General features: G+C 47.4%; 11 protein-coding genes, 12 tRNA genes, 2 rRNA genes and 1 other annotated feature (1 of these 26 running past the window's edge). Of the genes, 22 read left to right on the top strand and 3 right to left on the bottom strand.

Annotated features, from left to right (window positions below; all coding sequences use genetic code 11):
* Nucleotides 1-227, top strand: a sequence feature (16S ribosomal RNA rRNA prediction is too short); it begins 306 nt to the left of the window's first position.
* Nucleotides 228-462: 235 nt separating this feature from the next.
* The 14 genes from GCWU000182_RS07805 (at nt 463) to GCWU000182_RS07740 (ending at nt 4630) form a co-directional block, all read left to right on the top strand.
* A 23S ribosomal RNA gene (locus GCWU000182_RS07805) occupies nt 463-3352 on the top strand.
* 71 nt (nt 3353-3423) lie between these two features.
* Nucleotides 3424-3539 (top strand): 5S ribosomal RNA (gene rrf / locus GCWU000182_RS07800).
* 19 nt (nt 3540-3558) lie between these two features.
* Nucleotides 3559-3631: transfer RNA gene (locus GCWU000182_RS07795), tRNA-Asn, on the top strand.
* 10 nt (nt 3632-3641) lie between these two features.
* Nucleotides 3642-3731: transfer RNA gene (locus tag GCWU000182_RS07790), tRNA-Ser, on the top strand.
* Between the two features lie 7 nt (nt 3732-3738).
* Nucleotides 3739-3810 (top strand) — tRNA-Glu (locus GCWU000182_RS07785).
* A 30-nt stretch (nt 3811-3840) separates the two neighbouring features.
* Nucleotides 3841-3913, top strand: a tRNA-Val gene (locus GCWU000182_RS07780).
* Between the two features lie 10 nt (nt 3914-3923).
* Nucleotides 3924-3996 (top strand) — tRNA-Asp (locus tag GCWU000182_RS07775).
* Between the two features lie 4 nt (nt 3997-4000).
* Nucleotides 4001-4073, top strand: a tRNA-Phe gene (locus GCWU000182_RS07770).
* A 2-nt stretch (nt 4074-4075) separates the two neighbouring features.
* Nucleotides 4076-4156 (top strand) — tRNA-Tyr (locus GCWU000182_RS07765).
* 35 nt (nt 4157-4191) lie between these two features.
* Nucleotides 4192-4262, top strand: a tRNA-Trp gene (locus tag GCWU000182_RS07760).
* Nucleotides 4263-4275: 13 nt separating this feature from the next.
* A tRNA-His gene (locus GCWU000182_RS07755) sits at nt 4276-4348 on the top strand.
* A 16-nt stretch (nt 4349-4364) separates the two neighbouring features.
* A tRNA-Gln gene (locus GCWU000182_RS07750) sits at nt 4365-4436 on the top strand.
* A gap of 18 nt (nt 4437-4454) precedes the next feature.
* A tRNA-Cys gene (locus GCWU000182_RS07745) sits at nt 4455-4526 on the top strand.
* A 20-nt stretch (nt 4527-4546) separates the two neighbouring features.
* A tRNA-Leu gene (locus tag GCWU000182_RS07740) sits at nt 4547-4630 on the top strand.
* 131 nt (nt 4631-4761) lie between these two features.
* Here GCWU000182_RS07740 and GCWU000182_RS07735 read toward each other — a convergent pair.
* Together GCWU000182_RS07735 and GCWU000182_RS07730 are read right to left on the bottom strand one after the other, a co-directional pair.
* Complete coding sequence (locus tag GCWU000182_RS07735; protein ID WP_373690440.1) at nt 4762-5016, bottom strand: glycine radical domain-containing protein; 255 nt, start codon at nt 5014-5016, stop codon at nt 4762-4764.
* A 207-nt stretch (nt 5017-5223) separates the two neighbouring features.
* Entirely contained in the window at nt 5224-6120 is an 897-nt protein-coding gene (locus GCWU000182_RS07730; RefSeq protein WP_023392265.1) for a helix-turn-helix transcriptional regulator, read from the bottom strand.
* Between the two features lie 169 nt (nt 6121-6289).
* Between GCWU000182_RS07730 and GCWU000182_RS07725 the strand changes: the two genes are divergently transcribed.
* The 6 genes from GCWU000182_RS07725 to GCWU000182_RS07700 all read left to right on the top strand — a co-directional run bounded on the left by GCWU000182_RS07725 (nt 6290) and on the right by GCWU000182_RS07700 (nt 12873).
* Entirely contained in the window at nt 6290-7603 is a 1314-nt protein-coding gene (locus GCWU000182_RS07725) for a carbohydrate ABC transporter substrate-binding protein (RefSeq protein ID WP_023392264.1), read from the top strand.
* A gap of 146 nt (nt 7604-7749) precedes the next feature.
* The gene (locus GCWU000182_RS07720) at nt 7750-8643 is read left to right on the top strand and encodes a carbohydrate ABC transporter permease (RefSeq protein WP_023392263.1); all 894 of its coding nucleotides are present in this window, start codon (nt 7750-7752) and stop codon (nt 8641-8643) included.
* Nucleotides 8644-8658: 15 nt separating this feature from the next.
* Nucleotides 8659-9522, top strand: a complete 864-nt coding sequence (locus GCWU000182_RS07715) for a carbohydrate ABC transporter permease (RefSeq protein WP_023392262.1) — start codon at nt 8659-8661, stop codon at nt 9520-9522.
* A gap of 46 nt (nt 9523-9568) precedes the next feature.
* Nucleotides 9569-11740, top strand: coding sequence for a 1,3-beta-galactosyl-N-acetylhexosamine phosphorylase (gnpA, locus tag GCWU000182_RS07710; RefSeq protein ID WP_023392261.1), 2172 nt, complete (start codon nt 9569-9571; stop codon nt 11738-11740).
* Nucleotides 11741-11923 (top strand): DUF6903 family protein, encoded by a 183-nt coding sequence (locus GCWU000182_RS07705; protein ID WP_023392260.1) that lies wholly within the window; start codon nt 11741-11743, stop codon nt 11921-11923.
* A 38-nt stretch (nt 11924-11961) separates the two neighbouring features.
* A complete protein-coding gene (locus tag GCWU000182_RS07700; protein ID WP_023392259.1) occupies nt 11962-12873 on the top strand; it encodes an ROK family protein in 912 nt (303 codons plus the stop codon).
* A gap of 112 nt (nt 12874-12985) precedes the next feature.
* Here the strand turns inward: GCWU000182_RS07700 and GCWU000182_RS07695 are convergent, their stop codons facing one another.
* Complete coding sequence (locus GCWU000182_RS07695; RefSeq protein WP_023392258.1) at nt 12986-13693, bottom strand: glucosamine-6-phosphate deaminase; 708 nt, start codon at nt 13691-13693, stop codon at nt 12986-12988.
* 207 nt (nt 13694-13900) lie between these two features.
* On the opposite strand from GCWU000182_RS07695, the gene GCWU000182_RS07690 reads away from it, so the two are divergent.
* Entirely contained in the window at nt 13901-15067 is a 1167-nt protein-coding gene (locus GCWU000182_RS07690) for an SIS domain-containing protein (RefSeq protein WP_023392257.1), read from the top strand.
* 19 nt (nt 15068-15086) lie between these two features.
* The gene (gene nagA, locus GCWU000182_RS07685; protein ID WP_023392256.1) at nt 15087-16235 is read left to right on the top strand and encodes an N-acetylglucosamine-6-phosphate deacetylase; all 1149 of its coding nucleotides are present in this window, start codon (nt 15087-15089) and stop codon (nt 16233-16235) included.
* Nucleotides 16236-16260 lie beyond the last annotated feature (25 nt).

Genomic DNA, 16260 nt, shown 5'->3' with positions numbered 1-16260 from the left:
CAACTCGACTACATGAAGCCGGAATCGCTAGTAATCGCGGATCAGCACGCCGCGGTGAATACGTTCCCGGGTCTTGTACACACCGCCCGTCACACCACGAGAGTTTGTAACACCCGAAGCCGGTGGCCTAACCTTTTAGGAGGGAGCCGTCGAAGGTGGGATAGATGATTGGGGTGAAGTCGTAACAAGGTAGCCGTATCGGAAGGTGCGGCTGGATCACCTCCTTTCTAAGGAGTAACGGAACCTCACAGAGCTTGCGTCTTTGTTTAGTTTTGAGTGTGCTCACACTCAAAACTTGCACATTGAAAACTGAATAACCAAACAAACCGTTTTATCATCCGACAGGATGGATGATAAAACACATTATTTCTAAAATAATGAACCGAGAATTGACCGAGTCTGTAAGAAATTACAGAGTAAGAAAAAAATAGCGCGAAAGTATCATGCATCAAGTATGATCGTGGTTAAGAAACAAAGGGCGCACGGTGAATGCCTTGGCACTAGGAGCCGAAGAAGGACGTGACGAACGACGAAATGCTTTGGGGAGCTGTAAGTGAGCTAAGATCCAGAGATATCCGAATGGGGGAACCCGGCTAGCGTAATGGCTAGTCACACCTAAGGGTGAGGTAGACGCAGAGAACTGAAACATCTAAGTACCTGCAGGAAGAGAAAGAAAAATCGATTCCCTGAGTAGCGGCGAGCGAAACGGGAAGAGCCCAAACCAGTGTGCATGCACACTGGGGTTGTAGGACTCTAACGTGGACTCAAATGAGTTAGTAGAAGCTGGTGGGAAACAGCGCCAAAGAGGGTGAGAGCCCCGTATGCGAAAACTGATTTGTACCTAAGAGTATCCTGAGTACGGCGGAACACGTGGAATTCCGTCGGAATCCGCCAGGACCATCTGGCAAGGCTAAATACTCCCTAGTGACCGATAGTGAACCAGTACCGTGAGGGAAAGGTGAAAAGCACCCCGGGAGGGGAGTGAAAGAGTACCTGAAACCGTGTGCTTACAAGTAGTCAGAGCCCGTTAAGGGGTGATGGCGTACCTTTTGTAGAATGGACCGGCGAGTGACGATAGTTGGCGAGGTTAAGTTGAAGAAACGGAGCCGTAGCGAAAGCGAGTCTGAATAGGGCGAAAGTCAGGTGTCGTCGACCCGAAACCAAGTGACCTACCCATGTGCAGGTTGAAGGTGCGGTAAGACGCACTGGAGGACCGAACCAGGACACGTTGAAAAGTGTTTGGATGACGTGTGGGTAGCGGAGAAATTCCAATCGAACTTGGAGATAGCTGGTTCTCTCCGAAATAGCTTTAGGGCTAGCCTCAGAGTAAGAGTCATGGAGGTAGAGCACTGTTTGGACTAGGGGGGCTCACGCTTTACCGAATCCAGATAAACTCCGAATGCCAAGGACTCATCTCTGGGAGTCAGACTGCGAGTGATAAGATCCGTAGTCGAAAGGGAAACAGCCCAGACCACCAGCTAAGGTCCCAAAGTAACTGTTAAGTGGAAAAGGATGTGGAGTTGCATAGACAACTAGGATGTTGGCTTAGAAGCAGCCACCATTCAAAGAGTGCGTAATAGCTCACTAGTCGAGTGACTCCGCGCCGAAAATGTACCGGGGCTAAACAGTACACCGAAGCTGTGGATTCAATTTTAAAATTGAGTGGTAGGAGAGCGTTCTAAGGGCGGTGAAGGCATACCGAAAGGAGTGTTGGAGCGCTTAGAAGTGAGAATGCCGGTATGAGTAGCGAAAGACGGGTGAGAATCCCGTCCACCGATAGACTAAGGTTTCCTGGGGAAGGCTCGTCCGCCCAGGGTTAGTCGGGACCTAAGCCGAGGCCGACAGGCGTAGGCGATGGACAACAGGTAGAGATTCCTGTACTTGTTAACAATGTTTGAGCGATGGAGGGACGCAGGAGGCGACGCCACGCAGACGGATGGAAGTGTCTGTAGAAGCACGAAGTGGTGGTATGAGTCAAATGCTTATACCTATAACCGTGACGTGTGACCTGGAGCGAAATTTAAGTAGCGAAGGTGGCTAATCAAACTGCCGAGAAAAGCTTCTAGTGAGTTGTTAACAACCCGTACCGCAAACCGACACAGGTAGTCAAGTGGAGAACACTAAGGTGAGCGAGAGAACTCTCGTTAAGGAACTCGGCAAAATGACCCCGTAACTTCGGGAGAAGGGGTGCTGACAGCGATGTCAGCCGCAGTGAATAGGCCCAGGCGACTGTTTATCAAAAACACAGGTCTCTGCAAAATCGAAAGATGACGTATAGGGGCTGACGCCTGCCCGGTGCTGGAAGGTTAAGAGGAGTGCTTAGGAGCAATCCGAAGGTACGAATTGAAGCCCCAGTAAACGGCGGCCGTAACTATAACGGTCCTAAGGTAGCGAAATTCCTTGTCGGGTAAGTTCCGACCCGCACGAAAGGCGTAACGATCTGGGCACTGTCTCAACGAGAGACTCGGTGAAATTATAGTACCTGTGAAGATGCAGGTTACCCGCGACAGGACGGAAAGACCCCATGGAGCTTTACTGTAGCTTGATATTGAGTGTTTGTATGGCATGTACAGGATAGGTAGGAGCTGAAGAAGTGTGGACGCCAGTCTACACGGAGGCGCTGGTGGGATACTACCCTTGTGATGCGGACCCTCTAACCCACGTGTAACAGCACGGGAGACAGTGTCAGGTGGGCAGTTTGACTGGGGCGGTCGCCTCCTAAAGAGTAACGGAGGCGCCCAAAGGTTCCCTCAGAATGGTTGGAAATCATTCGCAGAGTGTAAAGGCAGAAGGGAGCTTGACTGCGAGACCTACAAGTCGAGCAGGGACGAAAGTCGGGCTTAGTGATCCGGTGGTACCGTATGGAAGGGCCATCGCTCAACGGATAAAAGCTACCCTGGGGATAACAGGCTTATCTCCCCCAAGAGTTCACATCGACGGGGAGGTTTGGCACCTCGATGTCGGCTCATCGCATCCTGGGGCTGAAGTCGGTCCCAAGGGTTGGGCTGTTCGCCCATTAAAGCGGTACGCGAGCTGGGTTCAGAACGTCGTGAGACAGTTCGGTCCCTATCCGTCGCGGGCGTAGGAAATTTGAGAAGAGCTATCCTTAGTACGAGAGGACCGGGATGGACGCACCGCTGGTGTACCAGTTGTTCTGCCAAGGGCATCGCTGGGTAGCTATGTGCGGGATGGATAAGCGCTGAAAGCATCTAAGCGTGAAGCCAGCTTCAAGATGAGATTTCCCATTCGAAAGAAGTAAGACCCCTGAGAGACGATCAGGTAGATAGGCTAGAAGTGGAAGTGGAGTGATCCATGGAGCGGACTAGTACTAATCGGTCGAGGTCTTAACCACAAGATTTGAGGTTAGGTTTGAGGTTATTCAGTTTTGAGTGTGCAAGCACTCAATAGAAGACAACACCCAAGTGTGGTGATTATGGCAAGAAGGACACACCTGTTCCCATTCCGAACACAGTAGTTAAGCTTCTTAGCGCCGATGGTAGTTGGACCTTTGGTCCTGTGAGAGTAGGTCGTTGCCATGCTGGGTGAACTTGTCTTGATTCCGCAATAGCTCAGCTGGCAGAGCGCATGACTGTTAATCATGATGTCGTAGGTTCGAGCCCTACTTGCGGAGTTGGTTAGCTGGAGAGTTGTCCGAGCTGGCCGAAGGAGCACGATTGGAAATCGTGTAGGCGGGTAACACTGTCTCATGGGTTCGAATCCCATACTCTCCGTTAATATGGTCCGTTGGTCAAGTGGTTAAGACACCGCCCTTTCACGGCGGTAACACGGGTTCGAATCCCGTACGGATCATAATTAATTTAAATATTAATTAAATAACCTGGAGGTTTAGCTCAGCTGGGAGAGCATCTGCCTTACAAGCAGAGGGTCAGCGGTTCGATCCCGTTAACCTCCATTTCCAAAATGGTTCCGTGGTGTAGGGGTTAACATGCCTGCCTGTCACGCAGGAGATCGCGGGTTCAAATCCCGTCGGGACCGTATTGGCTTGGTAGCTCAGTTGGTAGAGCATTTGATTGAAGCTCAAAGTGTCGGCGGTTCGATTCCGTCCCAAGCCATTGGAGGGATAGCGAAGTGGCTAAACGCGGCGGACTGTAAATCCGCTCCTTAGGGTTCGGCAGTTCGAATCTGCCTCCCTCCATTAATTATAGTAGGGAAGAACATGCCCTCCTTTTTAGGGACATAGTTTAACGGTAGAACAACGGTCTCCAAAACCGTTAGTGTGGGTTCGATTCCTACTGTCCCTGTTGTGCTATTATGGCGATCGTGGCGAAGTGGTTAACGCATCGGTTTGTGGCACCGACATTCGGGGGTTCGATTCCCCTCGTTCGCCTATTTTATATTATCATTGGGGTATAGCCAAGCGGTAAGGCAACGGACTTTGACTCCGTCATTCGTTGGTTCGAATCCAGCTACCCCAGTTTTTTTTATTCATAAATGGCGGTATAGCCAAGTGGTAAGGCAAGGGTCTGCAAAACCCTCATTCACCGGTTCAAATCCGGTTACCGCCTTAAACCTCATATAATATCATGCCGGCGTGGCGGAATTGGCAGACGCGCTGGACTCAAAATCCAGTGCCCGCGAGGGCGTGCCGGTTCGACCCCGGCCGCCGGTATTCTTCCATCAGAAATGATCGGAAAGCATGAGTCAAAAAGAGCCTTGAAGTAATCTTCAAGGTTCTTTTTGTATAGTATGAATATGATCCAAATAAAAGAGCCCTAGCAGGAGCTAGGGCTAAAGGCTAGATTACATGCCTTCGTGCATTGTACGGTTGATAACGTCCAATTGTTGTTCGCGGGTCAATTTGTTGAAGTTAACAGCATAACCAGATACACGAATAGTCAATTGAGGGTAGTTTTCTGGATGTTCCATAGCATCCATTAAAGTATCCCGGTCAAACACGTTGATGTTAAGATGGTGACCGCCTTTTTTGGAGTAACCGTCCAACAGAGCAACTAAGTTTTCGCAACGTTCCTTACTCGCTTTTACCATAAAAAACACCTCTTTGTGATTTTGATAACTATATTATACCATAAATACTGAGAAAGCGCAACAACTGTTGTTATCATAGACTTGGTACTTGTTTAGACTTAGTGTAAAAAATAGTTAAATTGACTAATAATATATGGCTTATTTTCATAAGCAATGATTGGTACAACAACAAAACCACTGACGTCAGCGCCAGTGGTTTTTCATAAAGAAACTGTGCTAATTTTTGCTTGCCATATTTTCGGGTAGGCGATACGATTCTTTGAGACTGCGAGTTTGGATCAAGCTTGAGGCGTGAAGATTTCGATAGGCTCGTGGAGTCATTCCGACTGCCTCATGGAATTTATTAGAGAAGTAGGAAACTGAGTTAAAACCGACCATCTCAGTAATTTGCAGGACAGTGTAGTTGGTTGTCAGTAGGAGTTCTTGCGCTTGTGTTAGGCGGACTTGATTAAGATAGTTAATAGGTGAGAGGCCGAGTTCTTCCTTGAACTGATGGGCCAGGTGAAATCGCGATACATGAGCTCTTTCTTCTAGCTGTTCAAGATTAATATTCTTGGAGAAGTGGTTATCGATATAATGCTTAGCCAAGCTAACACTGGCGGATAGGGGCGTCTCGCGCGCCATAGCAAGTTGACTATTGGCCAAGTTATTAAGTCTAAGAATTAAGGAGTTAATCAAATGATCGATAATCTGACTAGAGTATGGTTGGTTTAATTCACACTCTGTCATGACTTCACGAATAAGTCGATAGAACTGATGGTTGCTGTCTTCGAAGCTAAATAGGCCATTATCTGTAGCGTGAGAAGGCAGGATAATTTCGGGGCCTTTAATGCCGATTACCAGATACTTAAGGGGAGAGATAAGAGAGGTGTGCTCTGTATGCTCGATGAAGGGATTAACTAGCAGGAGAGAATGCTTGTGGATTGGCGTACGGCCAAATTCAGTCAGGAGATAACCTGATCCATCCAAACAATAGAAAATTTCGGCGAAATTATGGTGATGCATGGTAGAATGCCAATTGGCATCGTAGGAGACAATATTGACTGATAAAACTTGGAAGTGATTTTGACTGACTTCTTCCGGTTTGTGGGTGATGGTATAGCGAATATACATGTGGGGACACTCCTTAAAGATATTAAAACGCTATCATTTATCTAATTACATTATACAACAATCCGCAAGAATCTGCAATATTATAACAAGAATCTGCAAGTAAAAGCGGTTGCACCTGTGGTATGATAAGAGTGTAAGATCCAATCAAATTTTATAAGGAGTGTTTTACATGAAAAAAGCTTTAGTATCAGCAGCTGCTTTAGCTTGTGCTTTACCAAGTTTCTTCGGAGTTGCCAATGTGTCAGCTGAAGAAAAGGTGACCCTAGACTTCGCAGCTATCGAAACAGCTTATGGGACTAAGTTATGGCCAGAAATCATCGAGGCCTATAAGCAAGTTAATCCAAATGTCGACATCAAGTTGACCATGGAAAAAGAACTCGAAGATGCGATCACCCCACGTCTCCAATCTGGTGACTACCCAGATGTTGTGCTCTTAGCACAAAGCCGTAAGAAAGCTTTGCCAGAGACCTTAATCAAGGATAAGGCTTTAGCTGACTTGACTGATGTCTTGGATATGAAGGTTCCAGGCGAAGACAAGACAGTTAAGGAAAAACTCTTACCAGGCTTTACTGATTCTACGTCAACCAACCCATATAACGATGGCAAGACTTACTTAATGCCAATGTTCTACTCTCCAACTGGTCTCTTCTACAACAAGGCTCTCTTCAAAGCAAAAGGCTGGGAAGTACCTAAGACTTGGGATCAAATGTGGAAATTAGCTGAAGAAGCTAAGAAAGAAAACATTGCCCTCTTCACCTATCCAACAGCGGGCTACTTAGATACCTTTTTCTCTAGCGTGATCTACTCCGCTGGTGGGGCAGAACTCTTTAACAAAGCCATGAACTACGATCCAGAAGTTTGGTCTGGTGCTGATTTAACCAAGGTCTTCGAAACTTTAGGCGAATTAGCTAAGAATACTGAATCAACCACTGTAGCCAATGCTAACAAAGACGGCTTCACTAAGAACCAACAAGCAGTCCTAGACAACAAAGCCCTCTTCATGCCAAATGGTAGCTGGGTAGTAGACGAAATGAAAGACGCACCACGTGCCGATGGCTTCGAATGGGGCATGGCAGCTGTGCCAACCCTCAAAGAAGGCGGCAAACAATACGCTTATACCTTCTTGGAACATATCTGGATTCCAAAAGAAGCTAAACAACAAAAAGCAGCCAAAGAATTCATTGCCTTCCTCTACTCTGACAAGGCAGCTGAAATCTTCGCTAAACACGGTGCTGTACAACCAGTTAAAGGTTTGATCAGCAAGTTACCTGCAGAAAAACAAGTCTTCTATAAAGTCTATGACGAAGGCGTATTACCAGGTTTAGGTGGTTTCGTATCTGCTGAAGCCATCGAAGGGGTAGACCTCAAGGCAACACTTTACGAAGCATTCAACTCTGTAGTATCTGGTGACCTCAGCGTCAAAGATTGGCAATCTAACGTCGTAGAAGTAATGAAACAATTCCACGACAGCATCAGCCACTAATGCTAGCTTAAGCATTGACATAGTGCCCACTTCCGCCTTGGTGGGAGTGGGACTTTTATTGATAACGCACGTGTTGATGCCTCTTATGAGCCAGGGTCATACTTATAAGAGACGCCAGCACGGCGATTTAGAAAGGAGTACTTATCATGAATTCAAAAGCATCCAAAACCCGCTTTGCCTTGATTTGCGTGATACCTGCGACCCTCTTGTTCGCCCTCTTCATGTTGTATCCGACATTTCAAGTCTTTCGCATGTCTCTCTACAAGTGGGGTGGATTCTCAGCTAAAAAGACTTTCGTTTACTTCGATAACTTCGTTAAGTTGTTTAACGACACCAAATTTATTCGGGCCTTTCAAAATACCATTGTCTTAATTGTGCTGGTGACCATTATTACCCTAGCCATTGCCATTCTCTTCGCTTCCATTCTATCGACAGAGAAAATTAAGGGACAAAACTTCTTCCGGGTAATTTTCTATATTCCAAATATCTTATCCATCGTTGTTATTTCCGGTATTTTCTCCGCCATCTATGACCCTAACAACGGGATGTTAAATTCGTTCTTGGCAATCTTCAGAGGGGAGCAGGCTCCACCGATTCTTTGGTTGGGGGACAAGCACTTAGTGCTCTATGCCTTAATAGGTGCCTTGGTATGGCAGGCTATTGGTTATTACATGGTCATGTACATGGCATCAATGGCCAATATCCCAACTTCCTTCTATGAAGCAGCTGATCTAGATGGGGCGGGTAAGGTCAAGCAGTTCTTCGCCGTGACTCTGCCGCTAGTCTGGAATAACATTCGGACTACCTTGACCTTCTTCATTATTTCTACCATTAACCTCAGCTTCCTCTTGGTCCAAACCATGACCAGTGAGGGGCCGAATGGGGCCTCCTCGGTAGTCTTATCCTACATGTATGGGCAAGCCTATACCAACTCATCCTATGGCTACGGGATGGCCATTGGGGTTGTCATCTTCATCTTCTCCTTCGTCTTGTCAGCGGTCGTTAGTGCCGTAACCAAGCGGGACATTCTTGAATACTAGAAAGGAGCCAGTCAAATGAGTCGTTCAACGAATCGTTTATACAAGATTTTTATCTACTTAGTGCTGTCGCTCCTAGCTATTTCGATTATTGTGCCAGTGGGCTGGGTCTTTCTGGCCTCACTTAAGGAAAATTCCGAATTCTACCGTTCGCCTTGGTCCTTGCCAGTGGGGCTCTACTGGCAGAACTTTGTCGATGCCTGGAACCGGGCTAGCATGGGGGCTTATGTCTTCAACTCGGTAGTCGTAACAGCTATGGCTTTGGCGCTTCTCTTAGCCTTGGCCTTGCCAGCTGCTTATGTTCTAGCGCGTTTTGAATTCCCAGGCCGTGGCCTTTTACGTCAACTCTTTAAGGGTGGACTCTTCATCAACGTTAATTACATTGTAGTACCTATTTTCTTGATGTTGGTCGATGCAAAAAAAGGCTTTGCCATGATGCCAGAGCTCTTAAACAACCGCTTCATCCTAGCCTTGGTCTATGCGGCAACTTCTCTGCCATTTACCATCTATCTCTTGTCTAGCTACTTCATGACCTTACCGTCAACTTTTGAAGAAGCGGCTTCAATCGATGGGGCTAATCATTTTACGACCATGATGCGGATAATGATTCCTATGGCTAAGCCAAGTATTATCACGGTTATTCTCTTTAACTTCCTAGGCTTCTGGAATGAATATATCATTTCCTTTACCCTGATGAATAAACAAGAGTTACGGACCTTGCCAGTGGGTTTGATGAACTTAATGGCAGCGCAAAATGCGGCCCAACAATACGGCCAACTCTATGCCGGCATGGTCATGGTCATGTTGCCAACCCTCATCCTCTATATTTTCGTTCAGAAGCGTCTGACCGAGGGGATGACAGCGGGCGGCTCCAAGGAATAAGCCAAGCCTTGATATTGAGACTTAGATGACGAAGGAGATGTAGTAAATGGCCAAATCAAAAGGCAGACTTACTTTACCAAGTGAGCGCAATTTCCTTGCGCAAACTCAAGAATTATTAGATCGCTGGGGTGCTGATGCCATCCGCGATTCCGATGGGACCAAATTAGAAGAGGCAGTCAAAGATTTAGACGCTTCTATCTATACAACCTATTTCGTAGCTCGAAATCATAATGATTTTATCAAAGATCATATGGAAGAGTGCCAACAACTCTATTTGATGTCACCCTTCCATACCGCAAGCCAAGAAAGCTTAGCCATTGATTTCATGCAGGGCTACTATCGGGAACAAGTAGTACCTGACTATCACCATGATCCTAAGGAGTGGTGGGAAGTCATTAACCGCACCACTGGCCAAGTAGTCCCAAGCAGCCAGTGGCAGGTGGATCAAGAGCGGGACCTAGTGCTTGTGGAAGGGGCAGAGCCCTTCCATGAATATACGGTTTCCTTCTTGGTTTATAAGATTTGGGACCCTACTCAAATGTATAACCATATCACCAATAATTGGGGCGACTCAGTAGCTCATGATATTCCTTTTGATGTGCGTCAGCCGCATTCCAACCGCTTCATGTCAGACTATCTCAGACGTTGGTGCCAAGAAAATCCTAAGACGGATGTGGTCCGCTTTACCACCTTCTTCTACCATTTCACCCTCGTCTTCAATGACAAGGCCAAAGAGAAATTTGTCGACTGGTTTGGTTATGGGGCTTCTGTCTCACCAGCAGCCATCCTAGCCTTCCAAGAAGCCAAAGGTTATCGTCTGAGACCGGAAGATTTTGTTGACCAAGGTTACTATAATACGGCTTTCCGCGTGCCTTCTAAGGCTTACTTAGACTATGTCGATTTCCAAAGCCACTTTGTGGCTCAAGAAGCCAAGAAGTTAGTGGATATTGTCCATGAAGCAGGCAAAGAAGCCATGATGTTCCTGGGCGATAACTGGATTGGGACCGAACCATATGGTCCTTATTTCAAGGATATTGGCTTGGACGCAGTGGTTGGCTCGGTCGGTGGCGGAGCTACCTTGCGAATGATTGCCGATATTCCACATGTTAAATATACCGAAGGTCGCTTCCTGCCATACTTCTTCCCAGATACCTTCTATGAAGGAAATGATCCGACCATTGAAGCCAACGAGAATTGGCTAACAGCACGCCGGGCCATTATGCGTAAGCCCGTTGACCGGATTGGTTATGGGGGTTATCTCAGTCTCGCCTATAAATTCCCTAAATTTGTTTCCTATATCGAAGAAGTGGCGGATGAATTCCGGGATATCTACGCCATTGTCAAAGACACCAAGCCTTATGTGGGGCTAAAAGTAGGGATTCTCAATGCTTGGGGGGCACTTCGGACCTGGCAAACCCACATGGTGGCGCATGCCTTGCACTATAAGCAAATCTACTCCTATCTGGGGATTCTAGAAGCTCTCAGTGGTGCGGCGGTTGAGGTAATCTTCTTAAGTTTTGACCAGGTGATTGCTGACGGTGTGCCGGAAGATGTGGACGTTTTAATTAACGCAGGCGATGCCGGAACCGCCTTTAGTGGTGGTCAACATTGGGCTCGGCCAGAATTGTTAAGTGCCATTCGTCGCTTCGTCTACCAAGGTGGCGGTTTGGTTGGCGTTGGCGAGCCAAGTGCCTATCTTCAAAATGGTCGTTTCTTCCAATTAGCTGAAATTCTTGGGGTGGATAAGGAGTTAGGCTTCTCCCTATCGACCGACAAATACTTCACTCAAGCCCAAGGCAGTCACTTTATTACGGCAGATTTAGAAGCTGGACAAGACCCTGATTTCGGAGAGTCCATGCATAACCTCTATGCCCTAAGTGAAGAGACAGAAATTTTAGAATACAGCAATGGCGAAGTTCACATGGCGGCACACGATTATGGTCAAGGCCGTGGGGTCTACCTAGCTGGCTTACCTTACAGCATTGACAATACGCGTTTACTCATGCGGGCTCTTTACTACGCTGCCCATAAGGAAGCTGACTTTAATAAATGGCATAGTAGCAACCCAGCTGTTGAGGTTCATGCCTACCCAGCTAAGGGCAAGTATGCAGTTGTCAATAATACCGCTGAGCCACAAGTCACGACTGTCTATGATGGTCAAGGAATTAGCCAAGAAGTTTCCTTGGCTGCGAGCGAAATTCAATGGGAGGAGATTTAGATGTCTCATAAAATTCGTGTTCTCATTCGTCTTCTGGTTGCCTTGGTCTGCGTTGGCTTTATCATCCACCTTCAAACCACGGTTAGCCGAGAAAATCTTTTGGGCATGCTCTTGGCTCTAGCAGGTTTGCTAGCGGTGCTCTTTGACTATAACTACGAGTTTAACCATCCTAAACGCGACTAAAGGCCGGATGGCTCTACCAAAGGAGAGGAGGAAGGAAAATGAGAAAAGCAATGGGTGTGGATATCGGCGGAACCAAGGTAGCGGCGGCTATTATTGATGAGCAGGGACATATCACGCACCGTGTTCAAGTGCCCAGCGACACCTCTTCCAGTGAGGCCATGTTAGAATGCGTAGTGGGTGTCATTGACGCCTGCCTAGCAGAGGCGGGGGTAGATGTATCGGATTTGACCGGTATCGGCTTAGGTATACCAGGTAAGGTGGATAGCCTAAACGGGGTGGCTATCTTCCAAAATAATATCCCTTGGGAGAAGTTTCCGGTGGTAGCGCGCCTAGCAGATCGCTACGCCCAAGTACCGATTGCCGTTGAGAATGATGTTAAAGCAGCTGCCTATGCGGAGTATCGACTGGCTGGCATGGGGCCGCTGGATGTGTTCGGCTATTTGACGGTCTCAACCGGCATCGCCTGCACTAACATCGTCAACCATCAGATTATTCGCGGCGATGGCTTTTCAGGTGAAATTGGCTTCTTGCCAGTGCCCTCCTCTACTGGCCTTCGTCCTTTGGAAAGTGTCTGCGCTGGCCCTGGGATTGAGGCCATGGCTCGCGCCCTCTATTTGGATGATCGGATTACGGTGGCCCAAGTCTTCGCTCGTGCCCTCAAAGGGGAACAAATAGCCAATGAATTAGTAGATCAAAGTGCCATGGGGGTGGCCATTGGACTCTTCGCTATGATCTGCCTCCTAGATCCTAAAGAAATTGTCATTGGCGGTAGCGTGGCAGTCAAGAATCCATTCTATGTGGAGCGGATTAAGGCGGTCCTAGAGCGTTATGCTCACAAAGAACAAATGCATATTCTGCCTCACATTCGGGTCACAGACCTGGGGGGAGATAACGGAATTATTGGGGCTGGCTTCCTGGTGATGCCTGCCCAAGATATACAAATCTTTTAAATAGGGGAACCTAAGCAAGAGGGCTAGACTTTAGTGTCTAGCCCTCTTGCTCTGATTTTAAGCCTAATAAAAAAATCCCATTATATCATATATGATATAATGGGAAATTCTCTTAGAGATGAAGTTTAGCTGCAGCCGCCTTGTCCAAGAGGAGGGTCACATCAGGGTGACGCTGGAGGATGCTGGCTGGCAGGTCAGGGGTCACAGGCCCTTCAACCAGTCCGTAAATAGCATCGGCTTTCTTTTCGCCGTATGCCATGAGGATGATTTTCTTAGCGGACATGATGGAAGCAATCCCCATACTGTAAGCTTGAGTCGGTACGTCTTCGACACGATCGAAGAAACGTTTGTTAGCCTCAATAGTGGATGGAGTCAAATCGACTAGCTGGGTTAATCCATCGAATGGCGCCCCTGGCTCATTAAAGCCAATGTGACCGTTAGAGCCGATGCCCAAGATTTGTAAATCAATGGGGTTGTCTGCTAGGACTTGATTATAGCGTTTGATTTCATAGTCGCTATCAGTTTGGTCCCCGTCAGGCAGATAGGAATGCTTGAAAGGTTTGTGTTGGAAGAGGTGTTGGTTCATAAAGTAGTGATAGCTCTTTGGATGGTCGCTAGACAAGCCGTAGTATTCATCCAAGTTGACAGACACTGATTGACTAAAATCTAAATCGGACTCTACTAAGCGTTGGTAGAGTGCTTCGGGAGTCGAACCAGTTGCTAAGCCAAAGGTTTTGGGACCAGTTGCCAGCGCCTGGACGAAGAAGTCAAAGGCCTTATCGGATGCTGCATCGAACTGATCATAAACGAGTATTTCCATGGAATAATACCTCCAAAAATTGCAATGAATTAATCTACCCTTAGTGTACCACAAAAAACATGGTAGCGCTTCATGTACAGACAAAAATTTTTATTTTTGTTACTTAAGACAAGTTTCAGTTTAATTTTGGTCGAAACGCATATTGAAAGAAAAGCCCTTACAGAGTAGAATATAAATATAATGAAAAATCAATAGAGGAGTCAGGCCATGTTTGAATTAGACAAAGCCGCGTTAGAGGCACTGGGTGCCGAAATTACAACGCGAGAGATCAAGCAACAACCATCTATCTGGCGCGAGACCTATCAATTGTATCTTGACCGTCAGGAAGAAATTAAGGGCTTTATAGGTGCCTTGTTAGAGTCTTATGGGCGTCTAGAAGTGATTTTTACAGGAGCAGGGTCATCTGCTTATGTCGGACAAGCCATTACAAATTATTTACGTCAAGTTAATGACGTGTCTCGTCTTAACTTCCGTCACGAGCCAACGACGACCATTGTCTCCAATCCGACTAGCGTCTTCCAGGCAGATTTACCAACTCTTTTGGTGTCCTTTGCCCGCAGTGGCAACTCGCCAGAGAGTGTGGCGGCAGTCCAACTGGGTCAGTCCTTGGTCAAGGATTTCTATCAATTAACCATTACCTGTGCGCCAGAAGGCCATTTAGCCAAAGCGGCGCAAGGGGACGACCACAACCTAGTGCTCTTACAGCCGAGCCGTTCCAATGATGCAGGCTTTGCCATGACGGGGAGTTTTTCTTGCATGATGCTCACCGCCTTGCTAGTCTTTGATCCGGCTTCTGATTCTGATAAGGAGTCATATGTTGATCAGATTGCTAAGATGGCTGAGACAGTGTTGGATCGCGAAGGTCAGCTTCAGGCCTTGATCGCTAAGAATCCCCAGCGTGTCATTTATCTGGGGTCGGGTGGCTTTGAAGGCTTAGGCCGTGAGACCCAATTGAAGATCCTAGAGTTAACGGCGGGGCAATTGGCAACCGTTTATGATTCTAGCATGGGCTTCCGTCACGGGCCTAAATCCTTTGTTAATTCTGAGGCCTTGGCCCTGGTTTTCGTTTCCAACCAAGCTTACACCCGTCTCTATGACCAAGATATCCTCGCAGAGTTGGCTGGTGATCAGATTGCCCAGACCATCGTGGCCGTTCAAGTGGGGACCGAGGCTGCGCCAGGGGTAGAGGTTTTTGCTTTCGATGCGGCTCACAGTCAATTACCAGATGCCTATCTGGCCTTCCCATATTTAGTAGTCGGTCAGGTCTTGGCTCTGCTAGCGTCGGTTCATGTTCACAACAAACCAGACACACCATCACCAAGTGGCACGGTTAACCGTGTCGTGAAGGGTGTCACCATTCATCCTTACGCCTAGATAAGAAAGGAAGAAGCGTATGAAATACTATGTTTATGCTAAGCAAATTGTGCTCGATGACCAAGTCATTGACAAGGCCTATCTAACCATTGAAGACGGGAAGTTTGGGCCCATCCTGATGGAAGAGCCACAAGATGCTCCAATCAAAGATTACAGCCAATCCATTGTCGCCCCAGGTTTGGTGGACACCCACATTCATGGTTACAAGTCTCATGACGTCATGGATAATGACTTTGAAGGCATTAAGGTTATTTCCGAAGGCCTCCTATCCTGTGGGGTGACTTCTTGGTTGCCAACTACTTTGACCTCTTCTGCTCAATTGTTGAATGATGTTTGCGAAACCATTGGGAATCACTATCAAGAGGTAACAGGGGCTAAGATTCGTGGGATTTTCCTAGAAGGTCCTTTCTTCACTGAAAAATACAAAGGGGCGCAAAACCCTAAATACATGAGCGACCCATCCGTTGACAAGTTAGCCAAATGGCATGAACTGTCACAAGGCTTGGTCAATAAGATTGCCATTGCCCCAGAACGTCAGGGCGTCAAGGAATTCATTGAATTCGCCAAGTCCAAAGGTGTTTATACGGCCTTGGCTCACTCTGACGCGACCTATGAAGAAGCTGCTGCTGCCGTTGAGGCAGGGGCTAATATTTTCGTTCATATCTACAATGGGATGAGCGGTCTTCACCACCGCAATCCAGGTATGGTAGGGGCAGCTTTGAGCTTAGACAAGGTCTTTGCTGAAATGATTTGTGATGGCCACCATGTTCATCCGGCGGCCGCTCGTGTCGTGACTCGTGCTAGAGGTCCTAAGGAAACCGTCCTGATTACAGACTGTATGCGAGCTGGTGGTATGGGCGAGGGACAGTCTCGCCTAGGGGAATTTGAAGTAGTAGTCAAAGATGGGACTGCCCGTCTCAAGGACACCGGCAACCTGGCGGGCTCTATCTTAGAGCTCAAACAAGGGGTCAAAAATGTCGTGGATTGGGGTCTAGTAAGCCCTGCAGAAGCCCTGCGCATGGCCTCTCTAACACCTGCGCAATCGGTTGGCATTGAATCAGTCTGTGGCCGTATTGCCCCTGGGTATGAAGCTGACTTCATCGTAGTCAGCGACCAATTAGAATTAGAAGCGACTTATTTAGATGGCGAACTCCGCTACCAAGCCTAAAACAAGCCTCATAAAAGGAGAGAAC

The sequence above is a fragment of the Abiotrophia defectiva ATCC 49176 genome (assembly GCF_000160075.2).
Classification (GTDB): Bacteria; Bacillota; Bacilli; order Lactobacillales; family Aerococcaceae; genus Abiotrophia; species Abiotrophia defectiva.
This window is presented reverse-complemented; position numbering and strand designations above follow the sequence as displayed.